The organism is Bhargavaea cecembensis DSE10 (assembly GCF_000348905.1).
GTDB lineage: Bacteria > Bacillota > Bacilli > Bacillales_A > Planococcaceae > Bhargavaea > Bhargavaea cecembensis.
The window spans coordinates 46162-70553 of the sequence record NZ_AOFT01000012.1; the positions used below are offsets into that span (position 1 = coordinate 46162).

Genomic DNA, 24392 nt, shown 5'->3' on the forward strand with positions numbered 1-24392 from the left:
GGGATGAAAGCAGTCTTCGTTGTCAATCCTGCCGCAAAGGGCGGAAAAGCCCTTGGAAGGTGGACGGCATTCAGAAAGACGGTGGCATTTCCCTATCAGGAATTTATGACGAAGGGCCCCGGGCATGCCAAGGCAATTGCCCGGGGCTTTGCCGCACACCAGGAGAAGGAAAACGTTCTTCTCATTGCATTCGGCGGTGACGGCACCGTTCACGAAATGATCGCGGGGGCCGCCGGTGCTGGACATATTGTGGTCGGCTCGGTCGGTGCCGGCTCGGGAAATGACTTCGGCCGCGGCTTCCGGACTTTTGGGAGCGCTGAGGAGATCGGCGCGTACCTGGGCAGGAGGCATGCCTCGCCGGCCCTTGATATGGGCGAGGTAAGCTTCGGGGATGGCGCCACTTTCGTCAACAGTGCAGGAATCGGTTTTGACGCAGTCATCTCAAGGGGCAGCGGACGGTCTTCACTGAAGCCGCTCCTGAACAGGATGGGACTGGGCAAATTCGTCTACGCCCTCTATACAGTGCGGGCGCTTTTCACATTCCGCACATTCGGGCTCGAAGTAACGCATGACGGAGAGCGGCAGGAATACCGGGACGTCTGGTTCGCCACTGTCAGCAACCAGCCGTATTACGGAGGCGGAATGAAGATTTCCCCGAAGTCCGATCCGGCCGACGGCCTCATTGAACTGACGGTCGTCAGCCGGCTTTCCCGTATGAAACTGCTGCTTGTCTTCGGCAGTGTGTTTTTCGGTGCCCACACAGCCTTCAGGGAAGTGGACTGCAGGCAGGGACGATCATTTTCACTGAAGGCGGACCGCGCAGTGCCGCTGCACACCGACGGCGAAGATGCCGGAAACACCGAATCGGGAGAACCGGTCGTGTTTACGGTCCGGCCGGAAGCGTGGCGGCTTGCGGGACAACAACGAACAGGAAGGTCAGGGATCAAACATGAGAGCACGCCATAAACCTTGGGCGGAATCGTATATCAATGAACATCCGGATGTGGTCATCCAGGAGCCCGAGCGGCTGAAAGGCCGCTGGGCGGAGGAATTCGGCAACAGGAATCCCATCCATATTGAGGTGGGAACCGGAAAGGGCCGGTTTATCACCGGTATGGCGGAAGCCAATCCCGACATCAACTATATCGGCATTGAAATGTTCCGGGACATCATCGTCACGGCAGTCCAGCGGGCGGAAGAGGCGGATAAGCCCGCCAATCTGCGCCTGCTGAATGTGAATGCCGAGCGGCTGGAGGACATATTTGCTTCCGGCGAGGTCGGCCGCGTCTATCTGAATTTCTCCGATCCGTGGCCGAAGGCGCGTCACGCGAAGCGCCGGCTGACCCACGATCAATTTCTCGGCCGCTATGAGAGGATTCTGCCTCCGGAAGGAGAAGTACATTTCAAGACGGACAACCGCGGACTGTTCGAGTATTCCCTCATGAACATGACGGACTACGGCATGCGGCTGGCAGAAGTGTCGCTGGACCTGCATGCGGACAAGCCGGAATGGAACATCATGACGGAGTACGAGGAGAAGTTCTCCTCCAAAGGCCAGCCGATCTACCGGCTGGAAGCCGCATTCAGGAACGAAGGGAACTAAGCAGGAAAAGGGGGAAGCAATGATGGACAACTATCAGTTTCACGGAATCGAACTGACTTGGCTCGACGGGGGATTCAACCGGCTGGACGGTGGTGCGATGTTCGGCCCGGTGCCGAAAGTGCTTTGGTCAAGGAAGTATGAGGTGGACGCGGACAACAAGATTCCTTTGGCCACGGAACCGATCCTCGTGCGCACGCACGGGAAAAACATCCTGATTGAGGCAGGACTCGGTTCGGGAAAATTGACGGAAAAGAAGATCCGCAACCTTGGCGTCACCCGCGAGTCGAGAGTTGAAGAAAGCCTCGGAGAACTGGGCCTGACGCCCGAGGATATCGACATCATCCTGATGACGCATCTGCATAATGACCATGCGGCCGGCCTCACGCGCCGCGAAGGTGAAGGATACACATCCGTTTTCCCGAATGCGGAAATCCATGTATCGCAGATCGAGTGGGATGAGATGCGTGAGCCGAATATCCGTTCACGGAATACATACTTCCGGGAAAACTGGGAGCCGGTCCGGGACCAGGTGAAGACATTTGAGGAACGGGTGGAGGTCGTCCCGGGAATCGAAATGATCCATACCGGCGGCCATAGCGCCGGACATGCGATCATCAAAATCACGAAAAATGGGGAGACCCTGATCCATATGGCGGATCTGATGCCGACCCACGCACACCAGAACCCGCTCTGGGTCATGGCATTTGACGATTATCCGATGGATTCCATTTTTTCAAAAGAGCGCCTCATGAAAGAAGCGCTTGAGAACGGATACCGGTTCATCTTCTATCATGATGCCGTCTACCGCATGATCCGGTGGGACGAAAGCGGCAAGGAAATCACGGACAGCCTGGAGCGCACGCCTTTCGAAACACCGGTGGGTGCGGCCGAGCAGAAAAAATAAACGGACACAAAAAAGCTGCAGGCCGGCATCCGGTCTGCAGCTTTTTTATAACTTATGGAATGATTTACTCTAAAATCAGTCAAGGCCAGCTTCAGCGCCCTGCAACCTTCACACCCAATTTGTATGTTGCTGAACGGCGCTTGCGCTTTTGTTGTTTCAGATTTTGTTGATTTCAACAACGGTGCCGGTCCTGGCATCCGCAGCGAATTCATATTGTTCATAGGATCCATCGATTTCACGGGAAAGGCCGCCGCGGTACACATCCAACTCCACGGCTTTTTGGCGGAACGGTTCTGTTTTCATGACGATCCAGGCCCCGTCAATCGGACCTTCTTTTTTGAATGCATTTTTCACATCTTCAAGCACTTTATCCGGCGAGACATTGCGATCCGCGCGGTTCACTGCTTCCACGACGGCTGCGCCTGCCACGGCACCGGCAACTGCCCCAATGGCAAAATCACGAACGTTCATCCCATTTCCCTCCTGTAGACCGCATTTTCACCAAGTATAACAACCGGGGCGGCGGTTGAGCAAGTTTTCATCCCAGAGCCTCTTCGGATTCCGAAAGATTTTCTATGGAAACCCCGGCCCCCTTCGTCTACAATTAGGAAGACAGCAGACTGAAGGGGAGGGCCACAAACATGCAAAATGAAACACTGACGATGTTCAAGACACTGACCGAACTGCCTGGCGCACCGGGCAACGAGCACGCCGTCAGGAAGTATATGCGGCAGGAGCTCGAGAAATACTCAGACGAAGTGATCCAGGACAGGCTCGGAGGGGTATTCGGTGTCCGACACGGCGGTGAAGGGTCCCCGAAAATCATGGTTGCCGGTCATATGGATGAAGTCGGATTCATGGTGTCCTCGATTACGGACAATGGCATGATCCGCTTCCAGCCCCTCGGCGGCTGGTGGAGCCAGGTGCTGCTTGCCCAGCGGGTTCAGATCATTACGGATCATGGCCCGGTGATCGGTGTGGTCGGCTCAATTCCGCCGCACCTATTGAGCGATAAAGTGCGCAATAAGCCGATGGACATTAAGAATATGCTGATCGACATCGGTGCCGACGACAAACAGGATGCCAAGAAGATCGGCATCCGTCCGGGCCAGCAGATTGTCCCGGTCTGCCCGTTCACGCCGATGGCCAATGAGAAAAAGATTCTTGCAAAAGCATGGGATAACCGGTACGGCTGCGGACTGGCCATCGAACTTCTTAAGGAAGTGAAGGGGGAGGAACTGCCGAACACCCTATACTCCGGTGCGAATGTCATGGAGGAAGTCGGCCTCCGCGGTGCACAGGCGGCTGCCAACATGATTAATCCGGATCTCTTTTTTGCACTGGATGCCAGCCCGGCAAATGATGCATCCGGAGACAAAAATGAATTCGGACAGCTCGGAAAAGGGACCCTTCTGCGCATCTTTGACCGTTCGATGGTGACCCACAGGGGGCTGCGTGAATTCGTACTGGATACTGCAGAAACCAATCACATTCCTTACCAGTACTTTATCTCTCAGGGGGGGACCGACGCAGGCCGCGTCCACCTCTCCAACGAGGGCGTCCCGAGTGCGGTCATCGGCATCTGCTCGCGCTATATCCATACGTCGGGGTCGATCATCCACACGGACGACTATGCGGCGGCGCGTGAACTGCTGGTCAAGCTGGTCCGTTCGCTCGACCGTACGACTGTCGAGACGATCCGCAGCAATGCCTAAATCCTGAAAAGGGGCCGAAGCGGCCTCTTTTTTATGTTTATGTCATTCAAATGAATATCGGAGGAGGAGCAGCCATGGAAATCATTGTCGGTTCGACCAACCGGGCAAAAATCGGTGCGGTAAGGGACGCATTCAGGTCGCTCGGCATCCAAGCGGAAGTCACAGGCACCGTTACGGAATCTGGAGTTTCGCCGCAGCCTTTCGGAGATGAAGAAACGATGACGGGAGCCAGGATCCGCGCACTCACGGCCATAAAGAACGGCAACCATGATCTGGCCATCGGTCTCGAAGGCGGCGTGAAGGAACTGGACGGGAGGCTTTACATCTGCAACTGGGGGGCGCTTGCCCTTCCGGACGGAACAGTGTTCATGGCGGGAGGTGCACAGATTCCGTTGCCGGAGGAAGTGGCGCACCCGGTCCGGAGCGGCCGGGAACTCGGCCCTGTCATGGAAGCGTTCACCTCGAGAGCGGATATCCGGCAGGCCGGGGGCGCAGTCGGTGTATTTACTGACGGCACGGTCGGACGCCCGGATATGTTCAGCCACGTCGTCCTGCTGCTTGCTGGGCAGTGGAGGTTTGCCGGGGGCAAACACGGAGGCCGGCAGGAGCAGTGAGTTGCAAGCAACCGGGAACAACTTTAAAATGATGGAGATGAACATACGGAAGCGGGGGAACGAGAATGGGCAAGGGGCTTCGCCTCATAGCCGGATTCACGCTGGCGGCGATGCTCGCCGGCTGTTCGGCCACAATCGAAGAACGGACTTCAGAAGCGATAGAGGAGGCCGGTGAGGTGTTTGCGGAAAAAACAAAAAACCCGAACACCGAAGTCGGGAATGCCAGTTTCTATAAACCGTTCGGCTTCGAGGTGCTGGAAGGTTCGGATGAGCAGAATATCGTGCTGGAAAAAGGCGGCGAAACCTACGTTCTGTTTATCAATCCGAATGAAGGAAAAGACAGCCGTCTGTTCTACGACCTTCTCTATGCAGATCCTGCAAAGGAGATTCTGGAAACCGGTACGTTCGAACGCCATGATACATTCGGCTTTGCCGGAGCCACCGTGGCTTCGGGCGAGCGAGTGGAGCTGGTCGCAGGAAGCGGCGGGCGGAAAATCACGACTCTTTCTGACAAGGGCGAAATCAGGAAAAACCTGAAGACGATGATGGAAATTGTCCGCTCCGTGGATTATGAAGACGGGGCGGTCGCGAAAGACTAAGACGGGACAGGGGGACGCCCTGTCCGGAAGGGAGGAGCGTCCATGAAAGCATCAGAATTGGTGCGGGAGCTGAAGCAACGGCTGGGAGAGGACCGGTTTTCCTGGGACTTCGACCGCCAGAACAACCGGCTGAAAATGAAGCACCAGACATTGGGGAAAGGACTTGAACTGAGCCTTCCGCCGCTTCTCGCCAAAATCCAGAACAATCCGGACACCGCCTTGGATGAAGCGGTCTATACGATCAACGAGACGTTCACCGCGATGGAGCGCGAAGCGGAGGAAGGATTCAGCGGGGAAGGCCGGATCTATCCGGTCATCCGTTCGACGTCCTTCCCGGTGGAGTCAAAAGAAGGCAACCGGTTCATCACGACGGATCATACAGCTGAAACCCGGATTTTCTATGCACTTGATCTGGGACAAACGTACCGGCTGATTGATGAATCGATGCTGGATAGCCTGGGGCTGACGGACCAGGCGCTAAAGGAATCCGCACGTTTCCGGGTCAAACAGCTGCCGACCGATGTCAAGACTGACGAAGTCGCCGGAAACATCTATTATTTCGTCAATAACAATGACGGCTATGATGCAAGCCGGATCCTGAATGAACCATTTCTGAAAGAGATGGAGCAGAAAATCGAAGGGGTCATGACAGTCTCCGTCCCCCATCAGGATGTGCTCGTCATAGGCGATATCCGGAATGATACGGGTTATGATGTCCTGGCACAGCTGACGATGCATTATTTCACCGTCGGCCGGGTGCCGGTGACGTCGCTGTCCTTCATCTATGAAAACGGAGAACTCGAGCCGATTTTCATCCTCGCGAAAAACCGGCCGGAAGGGAAGGAAGAAAAGGAATGAACGCATTTTACAACAAACAGGGCGTCGGCGATGTACTCTTGGTACAGCTTGTTCCGGACACGCCTGAAGAGATCCAGGCAGAAACTATCGGCGATATCACGATCATCCGTGACGCGGCTTCCGGTCAAGCGGCAGGATTCAATCTTTTCCGGGCCTCGGAATACGTACAGCCGGAAGGGCAGGGCAAGATTGAGGTTGATGAGGCATTCCTGGTCCAGCTGAAGGAAGCCTTTGCAAAAAACGGAGCGGAATTCTCCTTTGACGTCGATCTTTCTCCGAAATTCGTCGTCGGATATGTGAGTGCAAAAGAAAAGCATCCGAACGCTGACAAGCTCAGCATCTGCAAAGTCGATGTCGGCCAGGAGACGCTCCAGATCGTCTGCGGTGCACCGAATGTGGACGAGGGGCAGCATGTGGTTGTGGCCAAGCCCGGCGCGGTCATGCCGTCGGGGATGGTCATCAAAGACGCCGAGCTCCGCGGAGTGCCGTCATCCGGCATGATCTGTTCCGCAAGAGAACTTGCGCTTCCGGATGCACCACAGGAAAAGGGGATCCTCGTTCTTGAGGGCGAGCAGACACCAGGTGAGCCATTCCGGTTCTGAAGCACTATTTTCATTGGCCGGATAAGCGTTTAAACTAATCAGCAGCGGTACCGTGAGCCTGCCATGACAGGGGCCAGCGGGAACCGCTGTTGTTTATTTCTCACCATTCCATTGAGATTTGCGGAACAGGGGACTGTTTGATTGAAATCCTCCATGCTGATAGAATAAAGTGATTGACCGTGGAAAGAGTGATATCTATTGAACTGGTTTAAACGGCTTCTGAACAAAGTCACCGAAGAAGAGCAGACGGAAGACCTCGGAAAAACCGATTACATAGAACGAAATGAACCTGCGGAAAAAGCGGAAGTCGGACGTCCGAAGTTTCGCTTCCCGCTTATTCCCGATGAAGAAGAGACCATTGAAGCGGATCCTCTCCCGGCACCAAGAGAGGACCGTATGGCCTTCGATGAGTTTGAAGCCCATCCGCTTCCGGCACCATCTTCACCGAGAGAAAACCGTACGTCCAGAGAGCTGTTTGCTCCATCCGGCGGACGCTTGCCGCTGCCGAAGCATTTGCGGGAAGGCGGACAGGAGAGTTGGAGGATGGGGGAGGACCGTTATTCTCCCGCGCCTTCTGTACGTCGTGAGCCGGCGCAGCCGAGGGAAACTTCCCGGACGCTATCCCGGGCTGTTAAACCCGCCTTGGATGAGCGTCCCATGCCGCCTAAGCGGGCGCGCGGGTTTATGATTTCCGACGTTCCGTCCCCTGTCTATGGCTACAAGAAACCGCCTGCGCCGCCCGCTGAGCCGACTAAGGTCGAGCCTCCCGAAACGGCATTGGCAGACCGGATCCGTGAGCGAGAAACGGATGACGGAGGGCGCAGTGCGGATGAAGTGATCGAGCAGCACCGTCCCGATACAGCGTTGCCGCTGCCGAATTCCGGGAAGGAAAAAGAAAAACAAACAAGCCTGAAAGAGAATATCCCGCCAGCTGAATCTGATCAGGTCTCCATGGAAAAAACTGCAGCGGAGCAACAGCCTGCCGAAGAGCTTGTCATTACACGCGTATCAGATCTGACAGCGTCCGCCGAACCGGAAGCCCGTGTGCAAGAACCGGAAATCGATGATTCCGTGACAGCAGTCCGGCCGGCTGAAACTTTGCAGGAAGAGATTGAAAAAGAACAGGAAAAAGCGGCTCCGGCATTACTTCAGGAAAAGCTGAACGATGAGCAGGAACATCCGGAGAAGCAGGAACTGGAGTCGGGGACGGATGTTTCCGAATCGGCAGATCGCCAGCCGAAACGCAGGACCGGCACTCCGTTCAATGTCGTCATGCTGAAATCCGACCGCCAGCGAATGGAACAGCTGGAGCGGCTGAAAGGGCTGAAACCGTCGGGCGTGAGAGCAGGCGGACAAAAGCCTGCCGAAGATGCAAAAGAGAGCAGGCAGGATGAAACGGTCCGTGGAAATGAACCGGAAAAGGCCGAAAGACAGGTTTCGGCCTCCACCGATCCTGCTGCTGCCCCCAAAAATGAAAAAACGGCTGTCCCGGAACACCGGGAGGAGATTTCCGAACCGGAATCCGTTGAGGAAGAACAGCTGCCGCACTATGTTTTCCCTGACAGGGAATTCCTTCTCGAGCCGGAGGCCAAATCGCAGGATTCGGAATGGATGGAATCCCAGGCGGCCAAACTGGAAGAAGCGCTGTCCTACTTTGCGGTCAAGAGCAAGGTCATCGGCATGGTCCAGGGACCTGCCGTCACACAATTCGAATTGAAGGTCGGCCAAGGCACAAAAGTGAGCAAGATCCGGAATCTGCAGGATGACCTGAAGCTGGCGCTTGCCGCCAAGGATATCCGGATCCAGGCACCGATCCCCGGAAAAAGCTCGATCGGCATCGAAATCCCCAACCGGGTAGCGCGTGCGGTCAGGATTTCGGAAGTGATCGGCTCACCGGCATTCGAGGAGTCGGATTCTCCGCTTGAAGCGGTTCTCGGACTGGACCTTGCCGGCAGGCCTTCGACAATCGATCTCAGAAAAATGCCTCATGGTCTCATTGCAGGGGCCACCGGATCGGGTAAGTCGGTCTGCATCAATTCGATTCTTACCAGCCTGCTCTATAAGGCCACGCCGGACGAGCTGAGACTATTGCTCATCGATCCGAAAATGGTGGAACTGGCCCCGTATAACCGGATTCCGCATCTTGTCAGCCCGGTCATTACAGATGTCAAGGCTGCAAATGCCGCATTGAAATGGGCAGTGGAAGAGATGGAACGGCGCTATGAGCTGTTTGCCCATGGAGGCGTGCGGGACATCGCCAGATATAATCAGAAGGCGGAGGAGCACAGGGAATTCAGCAAGAAGCTGCCGTACCTTCTGATCGTCATCGACGAGCTGGCGGACCTGATGATGGTCGCACCGGCCGAAGTGGAGGAATCCATCTGCCGGATAGCACAGAAAGCGCGGGCATGCGGAATCCATCTGGTAATTGCCACGCAGCGGCCTTCCGTGGACGTCATCACCGGCCTGATTAAGGCGAATGTGCCGACAAGGATCGCTTTCTCGGTATCCTCGCAGGTGGATTCCCGCACGATCATTGACGTGCCGGGAGCTGAGCGGCTGCTCGGAAGAGGGGACATGCTCTATCTCGGAAACGGCATGTCCGCACCGGCACGTCTTCAGGGGACATTCGTCACCGACGAGGAGATTGAGCGGGTCACGGAATACGTGAGGCGCTCCGGGGAGCCGGATTATCTGTTCCGCCAGGAAGAACTGATCAAGCAGGCAGAGTCGCACGAATCCGAGGATCCGCTGTTCGAAGATGCCTGCCGGTTTATCGCCGAAGCAGGAAGCGCATCGACTTCGATGCTGCAGCGGAAGTTCAGCATCGGCTACAACCGGGCTGCCCGCCTGATCGATATGCTGGAAGACAGGGGATTCGTCTCCCCGCAGAAGGGCAGCAAGCCCCGGGACGTCTATCTGACACAGGAGGCGGCCGCGGCTACCGAACAGCCGGGCGGACCCGCGCATACGATATGAGCGGATGGAAAAAATAACGCAAGTGGTGCATCTGACGGGCACGCGTTTGATGGTATAATCGGAATATGGCCTTATTGCGCCGTACACAGGGATTTCAATCCCGGGAGGTTTAGCATGACAGTTTATCATTTCACCGGAATCAAAGGTTCGGGCATGAGTTCGCTCGCCCAGATCCTGCATGACACCGGCTATGAAGTTCAAGGCTCTGATGTCGACAAATACTTTTTCACCGAAGAACCCCTGAAGGAACGGAATATCCCGATCTTTCCTTTCGATGTGGACAATATCCGCGAAGGACTGACCATCATTGCGGGCAACGCGTTTCCCGACGACCATCCCGAACTGGTCAGGGCACGCGAGATGGGGCTGGAGGTCATCCGCTACCATGAGTTCCTCGGGTCTTACATCGATTCCTTTGTTTCAGTCGCGGTGACCGGATCCCACGGAAAGACATCGACGACAGGGCTTCTCGCCCATGTTTTGGCCGGCTATGGCCCGACGTCCTACCTGATCGGAGACGGAACGGGCAAGGGAGATCCCGATGCGAAATTCTTTGCGCTCGAAGCCTGCGAATATAAGCGTCATTTCCTTGCCTATGACCCGGACTATGCAATCATGACAAACATCGATTTCGACCACCCGGATTATTTCGCCGATGTGGACGATGTGTTTGATGCATTCCAGGAAATGGCCTATAAAGTGAAAAAATGCATCATCGCCTGCGGGGATGATGAACAGCTCCAGCGAATCCAGGCAAATGTTCCGGTCGTCTACTATGGTTTCTCGCCGGAAAACGATTTTGTAGCCCATAACCTGCAGCGTAGTGAAACGGGGACAACGTTTGATGTGAGGGTCAGGAACGAAGCCTATCAGACATTCCATGTCCCACAGCCGGGGGACCACGCCGTGCTGAACGCGCTCTCCGTCATTTCGCTCTGCAAGTATGAGAACATTCCTGCGGACATCATCCAAGAGCGGCTCGACTCGTTCGGCGGTGTGAAGCGGCGGTTTACGGAAACAGTCATCGGAAACCGGGTGGTCATAGACGATTACGCACACCATCCGACGGAGATCCGTGCAACCCTCCAATCGGCTCGGCAGAAATATCCGGGCAGGGAACTCGTCGCGATCTTCCAGCCGCATACCTTCTCGAGGACGGCGAAGTTCATGGATGAGTTTGCGGAAAGCCTCAGTACAGCGGATGCGGTATACATTGCAGAAATCTTCGGATCGGCCCGTGAACAGAACGGTGACCTGAAGGCGGAAGACCTGGCAGAGAAAATTGGCGGAAGCCGTGCAATCCATGACGGCGAAGTCGAGCAGCTTCTCGCACACGAAAACGCGGTCCTCCTGTTTATGGGGGCCGGTGACGTGCAGAAATATGAAAAAGCCTTCACTGATCTGGTGAAGGGCGGAAGAACAGCCTGAACAGGACATTGCTTCAGCAAGAGCCATCACCCCGGATATCCGGAGTGATGGCTTTTTTATTGGACAGGAATCAGGTTCAGCGGCACGGCATCAGCAGTTCCGCCTGTTTGCAGGGTGTATCCTGATGGAAATGTTTGCGGACAGTTCCGCCTATTCATATCCCGGCTGCAAATTCCGCGTTTAGGAAGGAGTCGGAATGGTGCATGTTGAATAGGTGGAAGGAGCGTTTATTCCCAATAGGACAGGGGTACAACGTTAGTATGGAACAGGCATCATGAATAGGAGGAAGTGGCATGGAAAATTTGTTGTACATCGCGGCGATTGTAGCGGCCGTTGCTTTTCTGATTTTATGCATCGCCCTGGCCGTGACCCTCAACTCCGTGAAAAAGACGCTGAACAACGTCGCATCAACGGTAGACGGTCTCGAAGGCCAGATCCAGGGGCTCACGAAGGAATCGACTGAGCTTCTTCACAAGACGAATCTGTTGGCTGAAGACATCCAGGAAAAGAGCCAAAAGCTCAATACAGTCGTTCATGCCGTGCAGGGCGTAGGCGAATCTGTCGGCAACCTTAATACTTCGGTCCGCCGGATCACATCATCCGTCGCAGCAGAAGTGGAGCGCAATGAAGACAAGATTGCGCAGGTCGTCCAGTGGAGCAATGTGGTCATGGAAATCCGTGACAAATGGAAAGAGCGTACTGGCACGGGCAAGGACAAGGACGGATGGAACCGGTATTCGGTGCCGGCCCAGAGACGCCTGCCGGAACCTGAAAGAATCGATTCCTGACGGGAAACCGGAAATCAGCTTTATTACACTAAGGGAGGAACCAACATGAGCAAAGACAAGCACCTGAAACCGAACTATAACGAACCGGGCACGAACCGTGATTATTACGAAGCGCAGGAGCAGGCGGCCGCATCCGGCGTCAACGCTGACTATGCCACCGATTATCCGGGAAGCAAGCCGGCCACTTACGACATGTATAACCCTAACCAGTACGATTACAGCTACCGCAATAACTACAGTGATTCCTTCTATCATGAAGGCTATGAAAAAGAAGACAGCAGCGGCGGATTCATTGCGGGTGCGCTGATCGGTGCACTGATCGGAGCGGGCGCGGCGCTTCTCCTTGCACCGAAGACCGGTAAGGAACTGCGAAGTGATGTGAGCAGCCAGGCCGGCACCATCAAAGAAAAAGGCATTGAACTGACCAACGTGGCCAAGGACAAGACATCCAATATCACCGGCACGGTGAAAGAGAAAACAGGCGGCATCACGAAGAAGGTCCAGGACCAGACAAGCAAGGTTGTCGACAAGGTCAAAACGAAAAAAGGACAGAACGCGCCGATGGATGACGGCACCGCTTCCTCCGAAGGGGAAGAGCCGATCGAACTGATCGACACTGTCGCAGAAAAAGTGGAATCGGCCATCGATAGCGGACAGGACAAAGTCAACTCCACTGCCGAAGCGCTGAAGACGGCTGTTGAAGAAAAGGAAAAAGAAGCCAAGGACATGGCGAAGCAATCCGGACAAAACAGCAAATCGAACAAAGGCACCAAAAAGGTAGGCAGCAACAAAAAGCCGGATACAACATCCAACAACACCCCGAATGATGCAAGCACAAAAGACCAGCACAGCGGCAATACCCCGTACAGCTATGACAACTCAGAAAATACCGGGGACAACAAGGTCATGGCGATGAATCATATCTCCAAAATTGAAAACAACAAAAAAGACAACAAAAACACTTAAACGAAAAGTCCGCCCAGGCGGGCTTTTCCTATGTTACCCAATGTAATCGCTTACATCTAAAAAGAAATATTATTCAGCAAATAAGACGTGACAAAACCGTGCATCCTCTACTATAATGGGTTCATTATCTGTAAAAGGCGGTGCAATGCCGCCACAGTTAATCCAATAAGAGAGGGGATACGGGAATGGGCCTGAATGATCTGGAAAGCCTTCGGGGCAACGTAGACGAATTGAACCTGGAAATCCTGCGCCTGATCAATGAGCGTGCGGAAGTTGTCCAGGAAATCGGTAAAGTTAAGGAAAAGCAAGGTGTCAACCGTTATGACCCTCTCCGTGAGCGCCATATGTTGAACCTTCTGAAAGACAACAACAACGGTCCTGTGCCACAGTCGACTGTTGACCATATTTTCAAGGAAATCTTCAAGACGGCCCTGGAGCTTCAGGAAGACGACCACCGCAAAGCGCTGCTCGTTTCCCGCAAGAAGAAACAGGAGGACACAATCGTTGAGGTGAACGGTGCGCGCATCGGCAAGGACGTCCCGACATTCATCTTCGGACCGTGTGCCGTCGAATCATATGAGCAGGTGTCGACTGTAGCAGCGGCTCTTGCTGCGAAGGGGCAAAAGCTGATTCGCGGCGGTGCCTATAAGCCCCGCACTTCGCCGTACGACTTCCAGGGACTCGGCCTCGAGGGCCTGAAGATCCTGAAGCGTGCAGCCGATGAGAACGGACTCGCTGTCGTTTCTGAAATCGTCACACCGGGTCACCTGGAAGAGGCACTTGATTACGTGGATGTCATCCAGATTGGTGCCCGCAACATGCAGAACTTCGAACTTCTGAAGGCTGCCGGCCAGGTAAACAAGCCGGTCCTGCTCAAGCGTGGGCTCGCCGCAACCATCGATGAATTCATCAATGCCGCGGAGTACATCATTTCCCAGGGCAACGATCAGATCATGCTCTGTGAGCGGGGCATCCGCACCTACGAGAAAGCCACGCGCAACACGCTCGACATCTCGGCTGTTCCGATCCTGAAACAGGAAACGCACCTTCCGGTATTTGTCGACGTGACCCACTCCACAGGCCGCCGCGACCTGCTGCTTCCGACAGCGAAGGCTGCGATCGCAGTCGGTGCAGACGGTGTCATGGCGGAAGTGCACCCGGATCCGGCAGTTGCGCTATCGGATTCCGCCCAGCAGATGAACCTCGAGCAGTTCGACGACTTCTACGGCGAACTTCAAAAATTCATGAAAACCCATGCTGTAATGGCATAAAGGGGGAGCCGGAACGAAAAGTTCCGGCTTTTTCGTTTAAGTTCGAGAGAATCTGTCGTAAAATGAAAGAAATAAGAAGCGTTTTCATCGGAGGGATTTTTTCATGACAGTGACGATTTATGATGTGGCGCGGGAAGCCAATGTATCGATGGCGACCGTTTCCCGGGTGGTGAACGGCAACCCGAACGTTAAGCCGGCAACCAGGAAGCGGGTGAAGGAAGCCATCGAAAAACTCGGTTACCGCCCGAATGCGGTCGCGCGGGGCCTTGCCAGCAAAAAGACGACGACAGTCGGCGTGATCATTCCGGATATCTCGAAAGGGTTTTACGCGGAACTGGCCCGTGGGATCAGTGACATCGCCACGATGTATGAATACAATATCATCCTGTCGAACTCCGACGAGAATGAGGACAAGGAGATCCGCCTGATCGAGACAATGCTCGGCAAGCAGGTGGACGGCATTGTCCTCATGAGCGATCAGATCTCTCCCGGACTCAGGGAAGAAATCAGCCGGTCAACGGTGCCGGTGGTTTTGGCGGGTACGGTCGACGAGACCGGGAAAATCCCTTCCGTCAATATAGATTACCGTTCGGCCGCACGCGAGGCGGTCGCGCAACTGATCGGGAACGGACATCAGGAAGTGGCGCTTGTCACCGGACCCCTTGATACGACCATCAACCGTGACCATCTGTTGGAAGGATACAAGGATGCCCTCCAGGACGCGGGTGTCGGTTACGATGAAGGTCTTGTGTTTGAGGTGGAAGATTCGTATGATGCCGCACTCGAGGCATGGCATGCAACCGACCGGCGCCCGACTGCTGTGTTTGCGGGCAGTGATGAGCTGGCAATCGGGGTGATCCATGGAGTGATGGATGCGGGACAGAAAGTGCCCGATGATGTGGAAGTCGTGGCGTTTGAGAACACGAAGCTTTCAAGGATGGTCCGGCCGCGGCTCACTTCGGTCGTTCTGCCGCTGTACGACATTGGAGCCGTTTCGATGCGCCTCCTGACAAAGTACATGAATAATGAGGAAGTCGGCGACCCGACCTTTATCCTGCCGCACCGTATGGAAGTGCGTGAATCCGCAAAATTCAATGACTGAACAAAAAAAGGAGTTGCCGTCTGATCGGCAACTCCTTTTTATTCCTTTTTTTCGCTTCGGATGATGTGCAGGGCTTTTTCCATCATCAGCCGGTTTTTTTCCTCGATTTCCGGTTTGCGCGGAATCGGTTTGTAGAGAGGGTCAGGATCTTCCCAGTGCGGCATCAGGGGAACGGGTGACTCGGGACCATAGCGTGCCAGCCATTTTTCCGGCAGCGGGCCTTCCGGGATTTCCGCTTCGTTCATCGTTAGCCAGATCAGTGACCACGCCCTCGGCACCACGCGCCAGATATCATAGCCGCCTCCGCCGACGGCGATCCATCTGCCGCCGCAGTACTGTTCTGCAAGTTCCATGGCCACTTTCGGGATTTCCCGGTAGGTCCTCATGGTCGAGTGCAGGTGGGTGAGCGGGTCAAAATAATGGGCGTCCGCACCGTTTTGTGTGAGAATCACATCGGGCTTGAAGAACTCTGCGATCTCCCTGACAGAAGTCCGGTACACCTCAAGGAACGAGTCATCTTCAGTAAAGGCGTCTACCGGAAAATTAAACGAGGTGCCGTATCCCTGGCCGCTTCCGCGTTCGGTGATCGAGCCGGTTCCCGGAAACAGGTAACGGCCCGTTTCATGGATGGATACGGTACAGACATCCGGGTCGTCATAGAAGCTCCACTGAACGCCGTCCCCGTGGTGGGCATCGGTATCGATGTAGAGGACACGTGCTCCGTACTTTTCCTGCATATAACGGATGGCGACCGAACTGTCATTGTAGACGCAAAATCCGGATGCTTTTCCGCGGAACCCGTGGTGAAGGCCGCCACCAAGATTGACCGCGCGCCTGGCGCGCCCTTCCATCACTTCGTCCACAGCGGTCAGTGTGCCGCCGACCAGTTGCGCACTTGCTTCGTGCATATGCGGAAAAATCGGTGTGTCTTCGGTGCCGATACCGTAATTCTCGGCAACGATCTGGTCGACTTCGCCATTTCCGGCTTTTTTCACGATTTCGATGTATCGTTCATCATGGATCAGTGCCAGTTCCTCATCGGTCGCCACCCTCGGCTCCACAATTGCCGAGTCGGGGAGGGCATCGATGGAGCGCAGGAGATTGGCTGTCAGCACGAGCCGTTTCTGGTTGAACGGGTGCGTTTCCGAGAATTTGTAATCAAGCTGCCCCTCGGAGTAGACGAACGCCGCCCGTTTCATTGCTGCATTCCGGGTAGATTCGGCCATAGCACGTCATATCCTTCCTTGCGCAGTTGTTCAATGATCGCGAGCGGATTCATCGTCTTGACACGGATGACAAGAATTTTATGGTCCAGCCTTTCTTTATCCGGGTAGACGAGTACGCTCAGTACATTCGCATTTTGCTCGTAGAAGACTTTAAAAACGCCGAACAGGACCCCGGCAACATCAGGGACACGCACTTCAATCTGCGAGCCTGGTTTGCTGGCGCCTGTGAGCTCGATATAGCGGTAAAGAAGGTCGGTCTCCGTAATGATGCCGACCACTTTCCCTGATGAGACAACGGGCAGGCAGCCGATGCCGTTTTCATAGAAGATCACCGCAGCATCTTCGACGAAATCAAGCGGGTGCGCGACCATCGGGTCTTTCGTCATGATATCGGAAAGCGGGGTCTCATACACAGAAAGATCTTGCTTCCCGATCAGTGATGAGGGGATGGCTTCCTTCAGGTCGCGGTCCGAGACGACACCGACGATTCCCCCTTCGTCATCAACAATCGGCAGATGCCGGATCTTCCTGTCTTCCATCAGTTCACGCGCTTCTCGGATCGTGTGGCCGGGACCGAGCGTGACGACATCCGTATTCATCATTTCTTCCAGAATCATCCCCAACAACCCCCTTCAGTGAGTCAGTACATGAACCGGTTCATGAACCGGAGCTGGTCGAATTTCTGGACGGATTCCTGATCCACACGGCTGCCGATCCTTGCCATCAGGCAGTTTGCCGGATGGGAGCTGATTTCAGGGTCATCCGTCGCGTAATAGGTGAGACCTCCCGCATTCATCATCTTCTCCATCACTTTCCGGTACTCCCACACATTCAGGTCGGTTCCCTTCAGATCCCAATGCCAGTAGTATTCGGTCGTGATGACAATGTAGTCTTCCATCTGGTCATCCATCATCGACAGTTTCAGCAGCTGCTTGCCGACGCCTCCGCCGCGGAATGCAGGGATGACTTCGATGGCCCCAAGTTCAATCAGGTTTTCCATTTTACCTTCCGACCAGCGTTCCAGCGGATCGGGATAAAGGAATGTCACATATCCGACGATCGTGTTTTCGTGGCGTGCTATGATGATCCGCCCCTCGGGCAGTTTCGCGATGCCGACAATGGCCCGGTGCTGCTGTTCCGGCTGGCGGAACGCCACCAGGTCTCCGTGGAATTCAAGAGATTCCAGCGTTTCGGGGGAAACCGGCCCCTCAATGATCAAATCACCCGACGGATGGGCCAGTTCCGTCGAATAGTAGGTTTTCAGGTGTTTCAAAACGTCACCGCCTCATTATAGTGGCTATTACAGATTATACATGAATGCGCTCACATGATGGAGGAGAATTTTCTCATTTTTGTGACCACGGTTTGAGCATGCGGCCAAGAATCTGACAAATAACCTATTCCCTTAATCCGTCTGCAGAATCAACAAGTTGACGCATTATTGGTATTTAAATATTCTTAACATACCGACCGGTCAATTTATGTACAGCATGTATGGAGCCGGGACGCTGATCGGAGGGGCGTCCATATATGCCGACATCGGAAGGGGCGTACCGGAATAATAGAAGGGATAGAGGGGTGTCCATGATGAGCGTATTGGATCTTTTCAGGCTAGACGGGAAAACCGCAATTGTAACGGGCGGAGGCAGAGGTCTTGGTGCACAGATTGCGGAAGCCTATGCGGAGGCAGGGGCGAATGTGGTGGTCTGCTCACGGAATCTGGATACATGTGAAGAAATGAGCCAGAGGCTGAAGGAGAGGGGCACGGATTCACTTGCTTTCCGCTGTGATGTCACGAATCCCGAAGAAGTAAGAGCAGTCGTGGATGGGACACTGGAACATTTCGGCGGGATTGATATTCTCGTCAACAACAGCGGGGCGACCTGGGGGGCGGCAGTTGAAGAGATGCCGATTGAAGCCTGGGAAAAGGTCATGAATGTAAATGTCACCGGAACGTTTCTGATGAGCCAGGAAGCCGGGAAAGCGATGATTTCCCAAAAAGGCGGCAAAATCATCAATATCGCTTCCATTGCCGGATTTGGCGGGACGCCTCCGTTCATGCAGACAATCGGCTATAACACAAGCAAGGGGGCCGTGATGACGTTCACAAAGGACCTTGCAGTCAAATGGGGTCGTTACGGCATCAACGTCAACGCCATCGCACCGGGCTTTTTCCCGACCAAGATGTCGAAAGTACTAATTGAACGAGGCAGGGATGCCATCATGCAAAACACTCCGCTCGGACGGTTGGGGAGCGACTCGGACCTGAAGGGAGCCGCCCTTTTCCTCGCCTCACCCGCCTCCGACTTTGTTACCGGAGATATCCTCACAGTGGACGGCGGCATGCATGCGATGTGATCCGAGCGAGGATTCGGTGACAGATGACAGAAACCGCTTCCGCCTGAATATCCATCGGGTCTTCCGGATAGGTGCAGAATCCGGGAAAAGACTATGGCTTAAACGGTTTCCTGCAATCTCTTTCCAAAGGCCCAAAAGTTAAAAAATTGCCACATATAACTCTTTTTCGTGTAGAATGGTAGAGTATTCGTATAACGAAAGGGTGATTTCATGGCAACAATGGAAAAGAGCATCATTCCGGTTAAAGAGGGGGACTTTAACCTGGCGGACTATGAAAAGACCGCCAAAGAGTTCCGTTGGGAAGATGCCGAAAAGGAATTCAGCTGGTATGAGTCGGGCAAGGTGAATATCGCCTATGAAGCCGTTGACCGCCATGCAGAATCCTTCCGGAAAAATAAAGTCGCACTCTATTACAAAGACCAGAACCGGAAAGAAGCGTATACGTACGGCCAGATGAAGCGCATGACGAACAAAGCTGCAAACGTGCTGAAAGCGCATTCAACTTTGGACAAAGGCGACCGCATGTTCATCTTCATGCCGCGCTCTCCGGAGCTGTACTTCGCACTCTTGGGCGGCCTGAAGCTGGGCACGATTGTCGGCCCGCTGTTTGAGGCTTTCATGGAAGGGGCAGTATTCGACCGTCTGGACGACTCCGAGGCAAAGGCGATCATCACGACGCCGGACCTTCTGGAGCGGGTACCGGTTGACCGCCTTCCAAAACTCGAGAAAGTCTTCCTGGTCGGTGAAAATATTGAAGAAACCGACAAGATTGTCGACTTCAAGAAACATCTGAAGGAGGCATCTGCCCACTTCGAGCCGGTATGGCTCGGCAAAGAGGACGGTACGGTCCTCCACTATACATCCGGATCGACCGGCCGCCCGAAAGGTGTGCTGCATGTCCAATACGCCATGGTCCAGCAGCTTCAGACCGCAAAATGGGTATTGGATCTTAAGGAAACTGATGTCTACTGGTGCACGGCCGATCCCGGCTGGGTCACCGGAACCGCATACGGGGTATTCGGACCGATGCTCGCCGGCGCGACGTCGCTTATTGTCGGCGGCCGATTCAAGACGGAAGAATGGTACCAGGCAATCGAGGATTATGGCGTCACAGTCTGGTATTCCGCACCAACTGCGTTCCGCATGCTGATGGGTGCCGGAAATGAATTGATCAAGGAATTTGATCTGTCGTCCCTCCGCCACGTTCTTTCGGTAGGCGAGCCGCTGAACCCGGAAGTCGTGAAGTGGGGGCTTGAAGTATTCGACAAGCGCATCCATGACACTTGGTGGATGACGGAAACAGGCGCCCAGATGATCGTCAACTTCGCTTCGATGCCGATTAAGCCGGGCTCGATGGGCAAGCCGGTACCGGGTATCGAAGCGGCCATCGTCGATGATCAGGGCAAGGTGCTTCCGCCTAATTCAATGGGGAACCTCGCTTTGAAAAAGGGCTGGCCGGCAATGATGAGGAAAATCTGGAACAACCAGGAAAAGTACGACTCGTACTTCCTGAACAACGAATGGTACGTATCCGGAGATTCCGCCTATATGGATGAAGACGGGTACTTCTGGTTCCAGGGACGTGTCGACGATGTCATCATGACATCGGGCGAACGGGTCGGGCCGTTTGAAGTCGAAAGCAAGCTGATCGAGCACCCGGCGATTGTCGAAGCAGGCGTCATCGGCAAGCCGGATCCGGTACGCGGCGAGATCATCAAAGCGTTTGTCGCCCTTTATGACGGCTACGAGCCGACTGACGAACTCAAGGAAGACATCCGCCAGTTCGTCAAGAAGGGCCTGGCTGCCCATGCGGCTCCGCGTGAAATCGAGTTCAAGGACAAGCTTCCGAAGACCCGGAGCGGTAAGATCATGCGCCGTGTCCTGAAAGCATGGGAGCTCGACCTGCCGACAGGCGACCTGTCGACAATGGAAGACTGAGCCGTTGGAAAAGGCGGGGAGACAGCTGTTCGGCTGAGACGTTGACATATGCCCTGCCAATAGCTGCAGACGAAGTGAGCAACTTGCTCCTTTGTCTGCAGTTTTTTACATTCGGCGGTATCAAATAAAAACCCGGCATCCTCACATGAGGATGCCGGGTGGTGGGCAGGGAATCAGCCGCCATTGCCGCTGTTCACGCCGTTGCCGTTATTTCCGTTTCCGTTGTTGCCATTATTTCCATTGCCGCCGTTTCCGTTTCCGCCATCACCATTGTCACCGTTTCCGCCGTTGCCGTCCTGGTTCCCGGACTGGCCTTCTTCCGGCTCTTCTTCGCTTTCGTCCGGTGGTGGTGTACTGCCGCCGGATTCTTCGTTGCTGTTATCTTCCTGAGGCTGGTTGTTTTCCGGTTCAGGAGGAGGTGCAGGCGCATCGGTCGTAATGACATTTGACGGGCCTGAAAGCTGCCCGGTAATATCCACGGCGCGGACGCTGTAGGAGCCCGGTGCCGATGCATTGACACTGTAGGAGCCTCCGTATGCCACCGAAGCGATTCTGGCACCGTCTTTGTAGACATAGTAGCCGACGACATCCGCGGAAGGGGAGTTGCTCCAAGTGATGCTGCTTCCGGAGCGGGCAGCGCCCGGTGCAATCGGCGCGCCGGCGATGCCGCTGTAGCTGCGTGCCGAGACGATATTGGTCCCGAACCTGGATCCATTCGGGAAGAGTCCGGAAGGGTCACCGCCGTAAGGGGCAAGCATGCGGTCGACAAAGTCTTTGCTGATGCCAGCAGCACCGCTGCGGACGAATTCCCCAGGTGTCGACGGCAGGGCCTGGTAACGGGTACCGCCTGCCACGACATAGGAGCCTCCGGATGAGCCGAAGCTGTCATCCGCCTTGTTCGGCACGAATGTGTGTGCGTTGAACAGGTCGGCCCTGATCAGGCCGGCAGCCTGGCAGGCCTTTGATGGTGCAAGCCCCGAGATGCCGCAGAACGAGCGGGTGACGACGCCCTCCGGCTGCTGGAACCGCTCACCGGCACCTACGATGTCCGGTGCCACTTCGTTCATGCCGTTCATGAGCCGGGCGAACAGCTTGTTCACCCGGGTGCTCGGCTGCAGATCGCGTGAGGTCATCCTGCTGAGGCTGTATTTCTGCTGGTTGTCATAGCCGAGCCAGACACCGAGCGTGACGTTCGGGTTGTATCCCATCATCCAGACATCCTTGAAGTCGTTGGTCGTACCACTCTTCGCCGCGATATCGGGACGGAAATTCAGGTCCCGTCTCATGATGGTCGCCGTACCGGATGTCACGGTATCACGCAGCATATCTGTGACGATATAAGCCGTCTGCGGACTGAACACATCGACCGGTTCGGCTTTGTGTTCGTAGACGAGGTTCCCTTCGCTGTCTTCGATCCGCTCAATGATATAAGGCTTCACGAATTTCCCGCCGTTGGCGAGTGTGGAGAACCCGCCGACGTTCTGTTCGACAGAGGCCGAGTAGACGCCCAATGCGGCAGAAGGAACGTTCCGCTGGAAATCTTGGATGTGATTGAAGTTCATCTTGTCGAGGAACTGGGTCGGGTCTTTGTCCGCAATCTTGCCCAGAGTCCGGACGGCAGCCAGGTTATACGACTTGGCAAGCGCTTCACGGGCAGGGACAATTCCGTATTGGCGGGAGGCGACGAAGTTTTTCGGCTTCCAGCCGCCGATGTTCGCCCAGACGTCCACGACCGGGCTGCCGGCCCCGATCAGGCCGAACTCGATCGCCGGTGCATAGACGAGAAGCGGCTTGACGGATGAGCCGACCTGCCGGAAAGCGCTGGTCGCATGGTTCGTCTGCTCAATCTGATGGTCACGTCCTCCCACAAAAGCGAGGATGCGGCCGGTCCCGTTTTCCACTGCCACGGATCCGACTTCTACAGGGTTCAGTTCTTCGACCGGTTCGCCGGTCTCGCTGTCGACTTTTGTCTCGGTCAGCGTCGGCCCGTAATACTCGAAGTTGTTTTTGATTTCCTGGAAGCGGTCATACAGGTCTTTCTTGATCGTCGAATGGATCCGGTAGCCGCCGCTTTCCAGGTCCCGGTCCGCCAGCTGCATGTACTTGGCCAGCAGTTCCGCTTCCTCATCGAGCCGTGCCGGGTCAATTCCGTCCTTTTCCGCAAGGATCCGGGCAAGGATTTCCTTGGCCCGTGCCTGGATTTCAGGGGTCAGGAACGGGTAGCGTTCAGTCGCGCGCTGTTCCGGCTGCTTGAAGTCCTTGGTAATGTCGTAGACGACAGCCTGCTCATATTCTTCATCGGTGATGTAGCCGGTCTCCTTCATCCGGAACAGAACAGTCTTCATCCGTTCGATGCCCGGTTCCAGTTCTTCCGGCGTCTTCATTCCCCTCTGGCCCGAGTAGAACGGGGTATAGAGGAATGGAGCCTGGGGAAGGCCGGCAATATAGGCGGCCTGAGGGAGATTAAGCTCCTTGGGCGTCACGCCGAACAGCCCCTCCGCCGCAGTCGCGACACCGGCGATGTTCTGTCCCGATGCATTCCGGCCGTACGGGATGATGTTCAGGTAGGCTTCAAGGATCTCTTCTTTCTCCATGAACTTCTCGAGGCGCATCGCCAGGAGAATTTCCTTTGCCTTCCGTTCGTAGGACACCTCGTTCGTGAGAATCTGGTTCTTGATCAGCTGCTGGGTCAGCGTCGATCCCCCTGTCTGGGAGTCAGCGTTCGTGACGTCCTGGAACAGGCCCCGGAGAATCGCTTTCGGTACAATCCCCTCGTGTTCGCCAAAGTATTCGTCTTCGGTCGCAAGAACTGCATTGATGAGGTGAGGGGAAACGTCGCCGAGCTTGGTCTCCCTGCGCTCGATATCCGCATTGACCTTGCCGAGGTAGACGCCGTCGGAAAAGTACAATTCGGACGTTTCCTCATAGGTCAGGACGGTCTGCCTCATTTCTTCCTTTGTCCGCAGCGGCTCTTCAACAACGAGCGATGCGAAATAGCCCGCTCCGGCCGATCCGGCGAAAATTCCGAGCAGGATGCCCGTGACACCGAAGAGGAGGAGGAGGTTCCAGGCGACGCCCGATCCGATCCTGAGCCGCCTGCCCCATTGTGATTCCTGGAACTCCGCGACTTTCTCTTCTATATATTTAAATGGATTCTTTGATTCCACAGGATCCCCCCTTAAAATCTCGTCATATTATACCATATTGCGACAGGAGGAGAAATCAGTATTGACATCGTATCGGATTCGGATAGAATGGGAATTATTAATAAAAACCGAGCGAGGATGGGGCCGAAGTAGCACCGTCCGCCGAGCAATCAGAGAGGCAGTGGCTGGTGGAAGCTGCCCGGCGGACGATCTGTGAATTACAGCCCCGGAGCAAGGCGCCGGCATGGCGTTACCATGCGTTAAGCGGGGAAGCGGTTTGCGCTTCCCAAGCCGG

At 55.1% G+C, this 24392-nt stretch carries 21 protein-coding genes; 16 read left to right on the forward strand and 5 right to left on the reverse strand.

Annotated elements, in window-relative coordinates:
- Window positions 1-3 precede the first annotated feature (3 nt).
- The 3 genes from C772_RS11610 to C772_RS11620 are packed head-to-tail and all read left to right on the forward strand — an operon-like array spanning window position 4 to window position 2507.
- The gene (locus C772_RS11610; RefSeq protein WP_008300169.1) at window positions 4-966 is read left to right on the forward strand and encodes a diacylglycerol/lipid kinase family protein; all 963 of its coding nucleotides are present in this window, start codon (window positions 4-6) and stop codon (window positions 964-966) included.
- A complete protein-coding gene (gene trmB, locus C772_RS11615; protein WP_008300171.1) occupies window positions 950-1603 on the forward strand; it encodes a tRNA (guanosine(46)-N7)-methyltransferase TrmB in 654 nt (217 codons plus the stop codon). The genes C772_RS11610 and trmB overlap by 17 nt, the downstream gene beginning before the upstream one ends.
- A 22-nt stretch (window positions 1604-1625) precedes the next feature.
- Window positions 1626-2507: a YtnP family quorum-quenching lactonase gene (locus C772_RS11620; RefSeq protein ID WP_008300173.1), complete on the forward strand. Its 882-nt coding sequence runs from the start codon at window positions 1626-1628 to the stop codon at window positions 2505-2507.
- Between the two features lie 156 nt (window positions 2508-2663).
- Here C772_RS11620 and C772_RS11625 read toward each other — a convergent pair whose 3' ends face one another.
- The gene (locus C772_RS11625) at window positions 2664-2978 is read right to left on the reverse strand and encodes a PepSY domain-containing protein (RefSeq protein ID WP_008300175.1); all 315 of its coding nucleotides are present in this window, start codon (window positions 2976-2978) and stop codon (window positions 2664-2666) included.
- A gap of 170 nt (window positions 2979-3148) precedes the next feature.
- Here C772_RS11625 and C772_RS11630 point away from each other — a divergent pair, with 170 nt between their 5' ends.
- The 11 genes from C772_RS11630 to ccpA all read left to right on the forward strand — a co-directional run bounded on the left by C772_RS11630 (window position 3149) and on the right by ccpA (window position 15429).
- Entirely contained in the window at window positions 3149-4222 is a 1074-nt protein-coding gene (locus C772_RS11630) for a M42 family metallopeptidase (protein ID WP_008300177.1), read from the forward strand.
- A 74-nt stretch (window positions 4223-4296) separates the two neighbouring features.
- Entirely contained in the window at window positions 4297-4836 is a 540-nt protein-coding gene (locus C772_RS11635; RefSeq protein ID WP_008300179.1) for a DUF84 family protein, read from the forward strand.
- Between the two features lie 65 nt (window positions 4837-4901).
- Window positions 4902-5435 carry a hypothetical protein gene (locus C772_RS11640; RefSeq protein WP_008300181.1) on the forward strand — a complete coding sequence of 178 codons (534 nt, stop codon included), beginning with the start codon at window positions 4902-4904 and terminating at the stop codon, window positions 5433-5435.
- A 42-nt stretch (window positions 5436-5477) separates the two neighbouring features.
- The gene (locus tag C772_RS11645) at window positions 5478-6293 is read left to right on the forward strand and encodes a DUF1444 family protein (RefSeq protein WP_008300182.1); all 816 of its coding nucleotides are present in this window, start codon (window positions 5478-5480) and stop codon (window positions 6291-6293) included.
- Complete coding sequence (ytpR, locus tag C772_RS11650) at window positions 6290-6895, forward strand: YtpR family tRNA-binding protein (protein WP_008300183.1); 606 nt, start codon at window positions 6290-6292, stop codon at window positions 6893-6895. The genes C772_RS11645 and ytpR overlap by 4 nt, the downstream gene beginning before the upstream one ends.
- 198 nt (window positions 6896-7093) lie before the next feature.
- Window positions 7094-9874, forward strand: coding sequence for a DNA translocase FtsK (locus C772_RS11655; RefSeq protein ID WP_008300184.1), 2781 nt, complete (start codon window positions 7094-7096; stop codon window positions 9872-9874).
- 114 nt (window positions 9875-9988) lie between these two features.
- Window positions 9989-11302: a UDP-N-acetylmuramate--L-alanine ligase gene (gene murC, locus C772_RS11660; protein WP_008300185.1), complete on the forward strand. Its 1314-nt coding sequence runs from the start codon at window positions 9989-9991 to the stop codon at window positions 11300-11302.
- A gap of 293 nt (window positions 11303-11595) precedes the next feature.
- Window positions 11596-12090 carry a DUF948 domain-containing protein gene (locus C772_RS11665; RefSeq protein ID WP_008300186.1) on the forward strand — a complete coding sequence of 165 codons (495 nt, stop codon included), beginning with the start codon at window positions 11596-11598 and terminating at the stop codon, window positions 12088-12090.
- Between the two features lie 45 nt (window positions 12091-12135).
- Complete coding sequence (locus tag C772_RS16170; protein ID WP_008300187.1) at window positions 12136-13056, forward strand: YtxH domain-containing protein; 921 nt, start codon at window positions 12136-12138, stop codon at window positions 13054-13056.
- A 185-nt stretch (window positions 13057-13241) separates the two neighbouring features.
- On the forward strand, window positions 13242-14327 hold the full coding sequence (locus C772_RS11675; RefSeq protein ID WP_008300189.1) for a bifunctional 3-deoxy-7-phosphoheptulonate synthase/chorismate mutase: 1086 nt from the start codon (window positions 13242-13244) through the stop codon (window positions 14325-14327).
- Between the two features lie 103 nt (window positions 14328-14430).
- Complete coding sequence (gene ccpA, locus C772_RS11680) at window positions 14431-15429, forward strand: catabolite control protein A (protein ID WP_008300190.1); 999 nt, start codon at window positions 14431-14433, stop codon at window positions 15427-15429.
- Between the two features lie 38 nt (window positions 15430-15467).
- On the opposite strand, the gene C772_RS11685 is transcribed toward ccpA, so the two are convergent.
- Genes C772_RS11685 through C772_RS11695 form a run of 3 tightly spaced genes read right to left on the reverse strand, consistent with a single transcriptional unit; the run spans window position 15468 to window position 17928 of the window.
- Window positions 15468-16628 (reverse strand): acetoin utilization protein AcuC, encoded by a 1161-nt coding sequence (locus C772_RS11685; RefSeq protein ID WP_035002322.1) that lies wholly within the window; start codon window positions 16626-16628, stop codon window positions 15468-15470.
- A complete protein-coding gene (locus C772_RS11690; protein WP_008300193.1) occupies window positions 16625-17272 on the reverse strand; it encodes an acetoin utilization AcuB family protein in 648 nt (215 codons plus the stop codon). The genes C772_RS11685 and C772_RS11690 overlap by 4 nt, the downstream gene beginning before the upstream one ends.
- Before the next feature lie 23 nt (window positions 17273-17295).
- A complete protein-coding gene (locus C772_RS11695) occupies window positions 17296-17928 on the reverse strand; it encodes a GNAT family N-acetyltransferase (protein WP_008300194.1) in 633 nt (210 codons plus the stop codon).
- A gap of 314 nt (window positions 17929-18242) precedes the next feature.
- On the opposite strand from C772_RS11695, the gene C772_RS11700 reads away from it, so the two are divergent.
- Together C772_RS11700 and acsA are read left to right on the forward strand one after the other, a co-directional pair.
- A complete protein-coding gene (locus tag C772_RS11700) occupies window positions 18243-19013 on the forward strand; it encodes an SDR family oxidoreductase (RefSeq protein ID WP_035002324.1) in 771 nt (256 codons plus the stop codon).
- A 210-nt stretch (window positions 19014-19223) separates the two neighbouring features.
- Window positions 19224-20951 (forward strand): acetate--CoA ligase, encoded by a 1728-nt coding sequence (gene acsA, locus C772_RS11705; protein ID WP_008300196.1) that lies wholly within the window; start codon window positions 19224-19226, stop codon window positions 20949-20951.
- Window positions 20952-21124: 173 nt separating this feature from the next.
- On the opposite strand, the gene C772_RS11710 is transcribed toward acsA, so the two are convergent.
- A complete protein-coding gene (locus C772_RS11710) occupies window positions 21125-24118 on the reverse strand; it encodes a transglycosylase domain-containing protein (protein ID WP_008300197.1) in 2994 nt (997 codons plus the stop codon).
- Window positions 24119-24392 lie beyond the last annotated feature (274 nt).

What these genes read in the sequence shown, in the direction of transcription:
- C772_RS11610 (WP_008300169.1), top strand. Translation starts at nt 4, where the DNA reads ATGAAAGCAGTCTTCGTTGTCAATCCTGCCGCAAAGGGCGGAAAAGCC.
- trmB (WP_008300171.1), top strand. Translation starts at nt 950, where the DNA reads ATGAGAGCACGCCATAAACCTTGGGCGGAATCGTATATCAATGAACAT.
- C772_RS11620 (WP_008300173.1), top strand. Translation starts at nt 1,626, where the DNA reads ATGGACAACTATCAGTTTCACGGAATCGAACTGACTTGGCTCGACGGG.
- C772_RS11625 (WP_008300175.1), bottom strand. Translation starts at nt 2,978, where the DNA reads ATGAACGTTCGTGATTTTGCCATTGGGGCAGTTGCCGGTGCCGTGGCA.
- C772_RS11630 (WP_008300177.1), top strand. Translation starts at nt 3,149, where the DNA reads ATGCAAAATGAAACACTGACGATGTTCAAGACACTGACCGAACTGCCT.
- C772_RS11635 (WP_008300179.1), top strand. Translation starts at nt 4,297, where the DNA reads ATGGAAATCATTGTCGGTTCGACCAACCGGGCAAAAATCGGTGCGGTA.
- C772_RS11640 (WP_008300181.1), top strand. Translation starts at nt 4,902, where the DNA reads ATGGGCAAGGGGCTTCGCCTCATAGCCGGATTCACGCTGGCGGCGATG.
- C772_RS11645 (WP_008300182.1), top strand. Translation starts at nt 5,478, where the DNA reads ATGAAAGCATCAGAATTGGTGCGGGAGCTGAAGCAACGGCTGGGAGAG.
- ytpR (WP_008300183.1), top strand. Translation starts at nt 6,290, where the DNA reads ATGAACGCATTTTACAACAAACAGGGCGTCGGCGATGTACTCTTGGTA.
- murC (WP_008300185.1), top strand. Translation starts at nt 9,989, where the DNA reads ATGACAGTTTATCATTTCACCGGAATCAAAGGTTCGGGCATGAGTTCG.
- C772_RS11665 (WP_008300186.1), top strand. Translation starts at nt 11,596, where the DNA reads ATGGAAAATTTGTTGTACATCGCGGCGATTGTAGCGGCCGTTGCTTTT.
- C772_RS16170 (WP_008300187.1), top strand. Translation starts at nt 12,136, where the DNA reads ATGAGCAAAGACAAGCACCTGAAACCGAACTATAACGAACCGGGCACG.
- C772_RS11675 (WP_008300189.1), top strand. Translation starts at nt 13,242, where the DNA reads ATGGGCCTGAATGATCTGGAAAGCCTTCGGGGCAACGTAGACGAATTG.
- ccpA (WP_008300190.1), top strand. Translation starts at nt 14,431, where the DNA reads ATGACAGTGACGATTTATGATGTGGCGCGGGAAGCCAATGTATCGATG.
- C772_RS11685 (WP_035002322.1), bottom strand. Translation starts at nt 16,628, where the DNA reads ATGAAACGGGCGGCGTTCGTCTACTCCGAGGGGCAGCTTGATTACAAA.
- C772_RS11690 (WP_008300193.1), bottom strand. Translation starts at nt 17,272, where the DNA reads ATGATTCTGGAAGAAATGATGAATACGGATGTCGTCACGCTCGGTCCC.
- C772_RS11700 (WP_035002324.1), top strand. Translation starts at nt 18,243, where the DNA reads ATGAGCGTATTGGATCTTTTCAGGCTAGACGGGAAAACCGCAATTGTA.
- acsA (WP_008300196.1), top strand. Translation starts at nt 19,224, where the DNA reads ATGGCAACAATGGAAAAGAGCATCATTCCGGTTAAAGAGGGGGACTTT.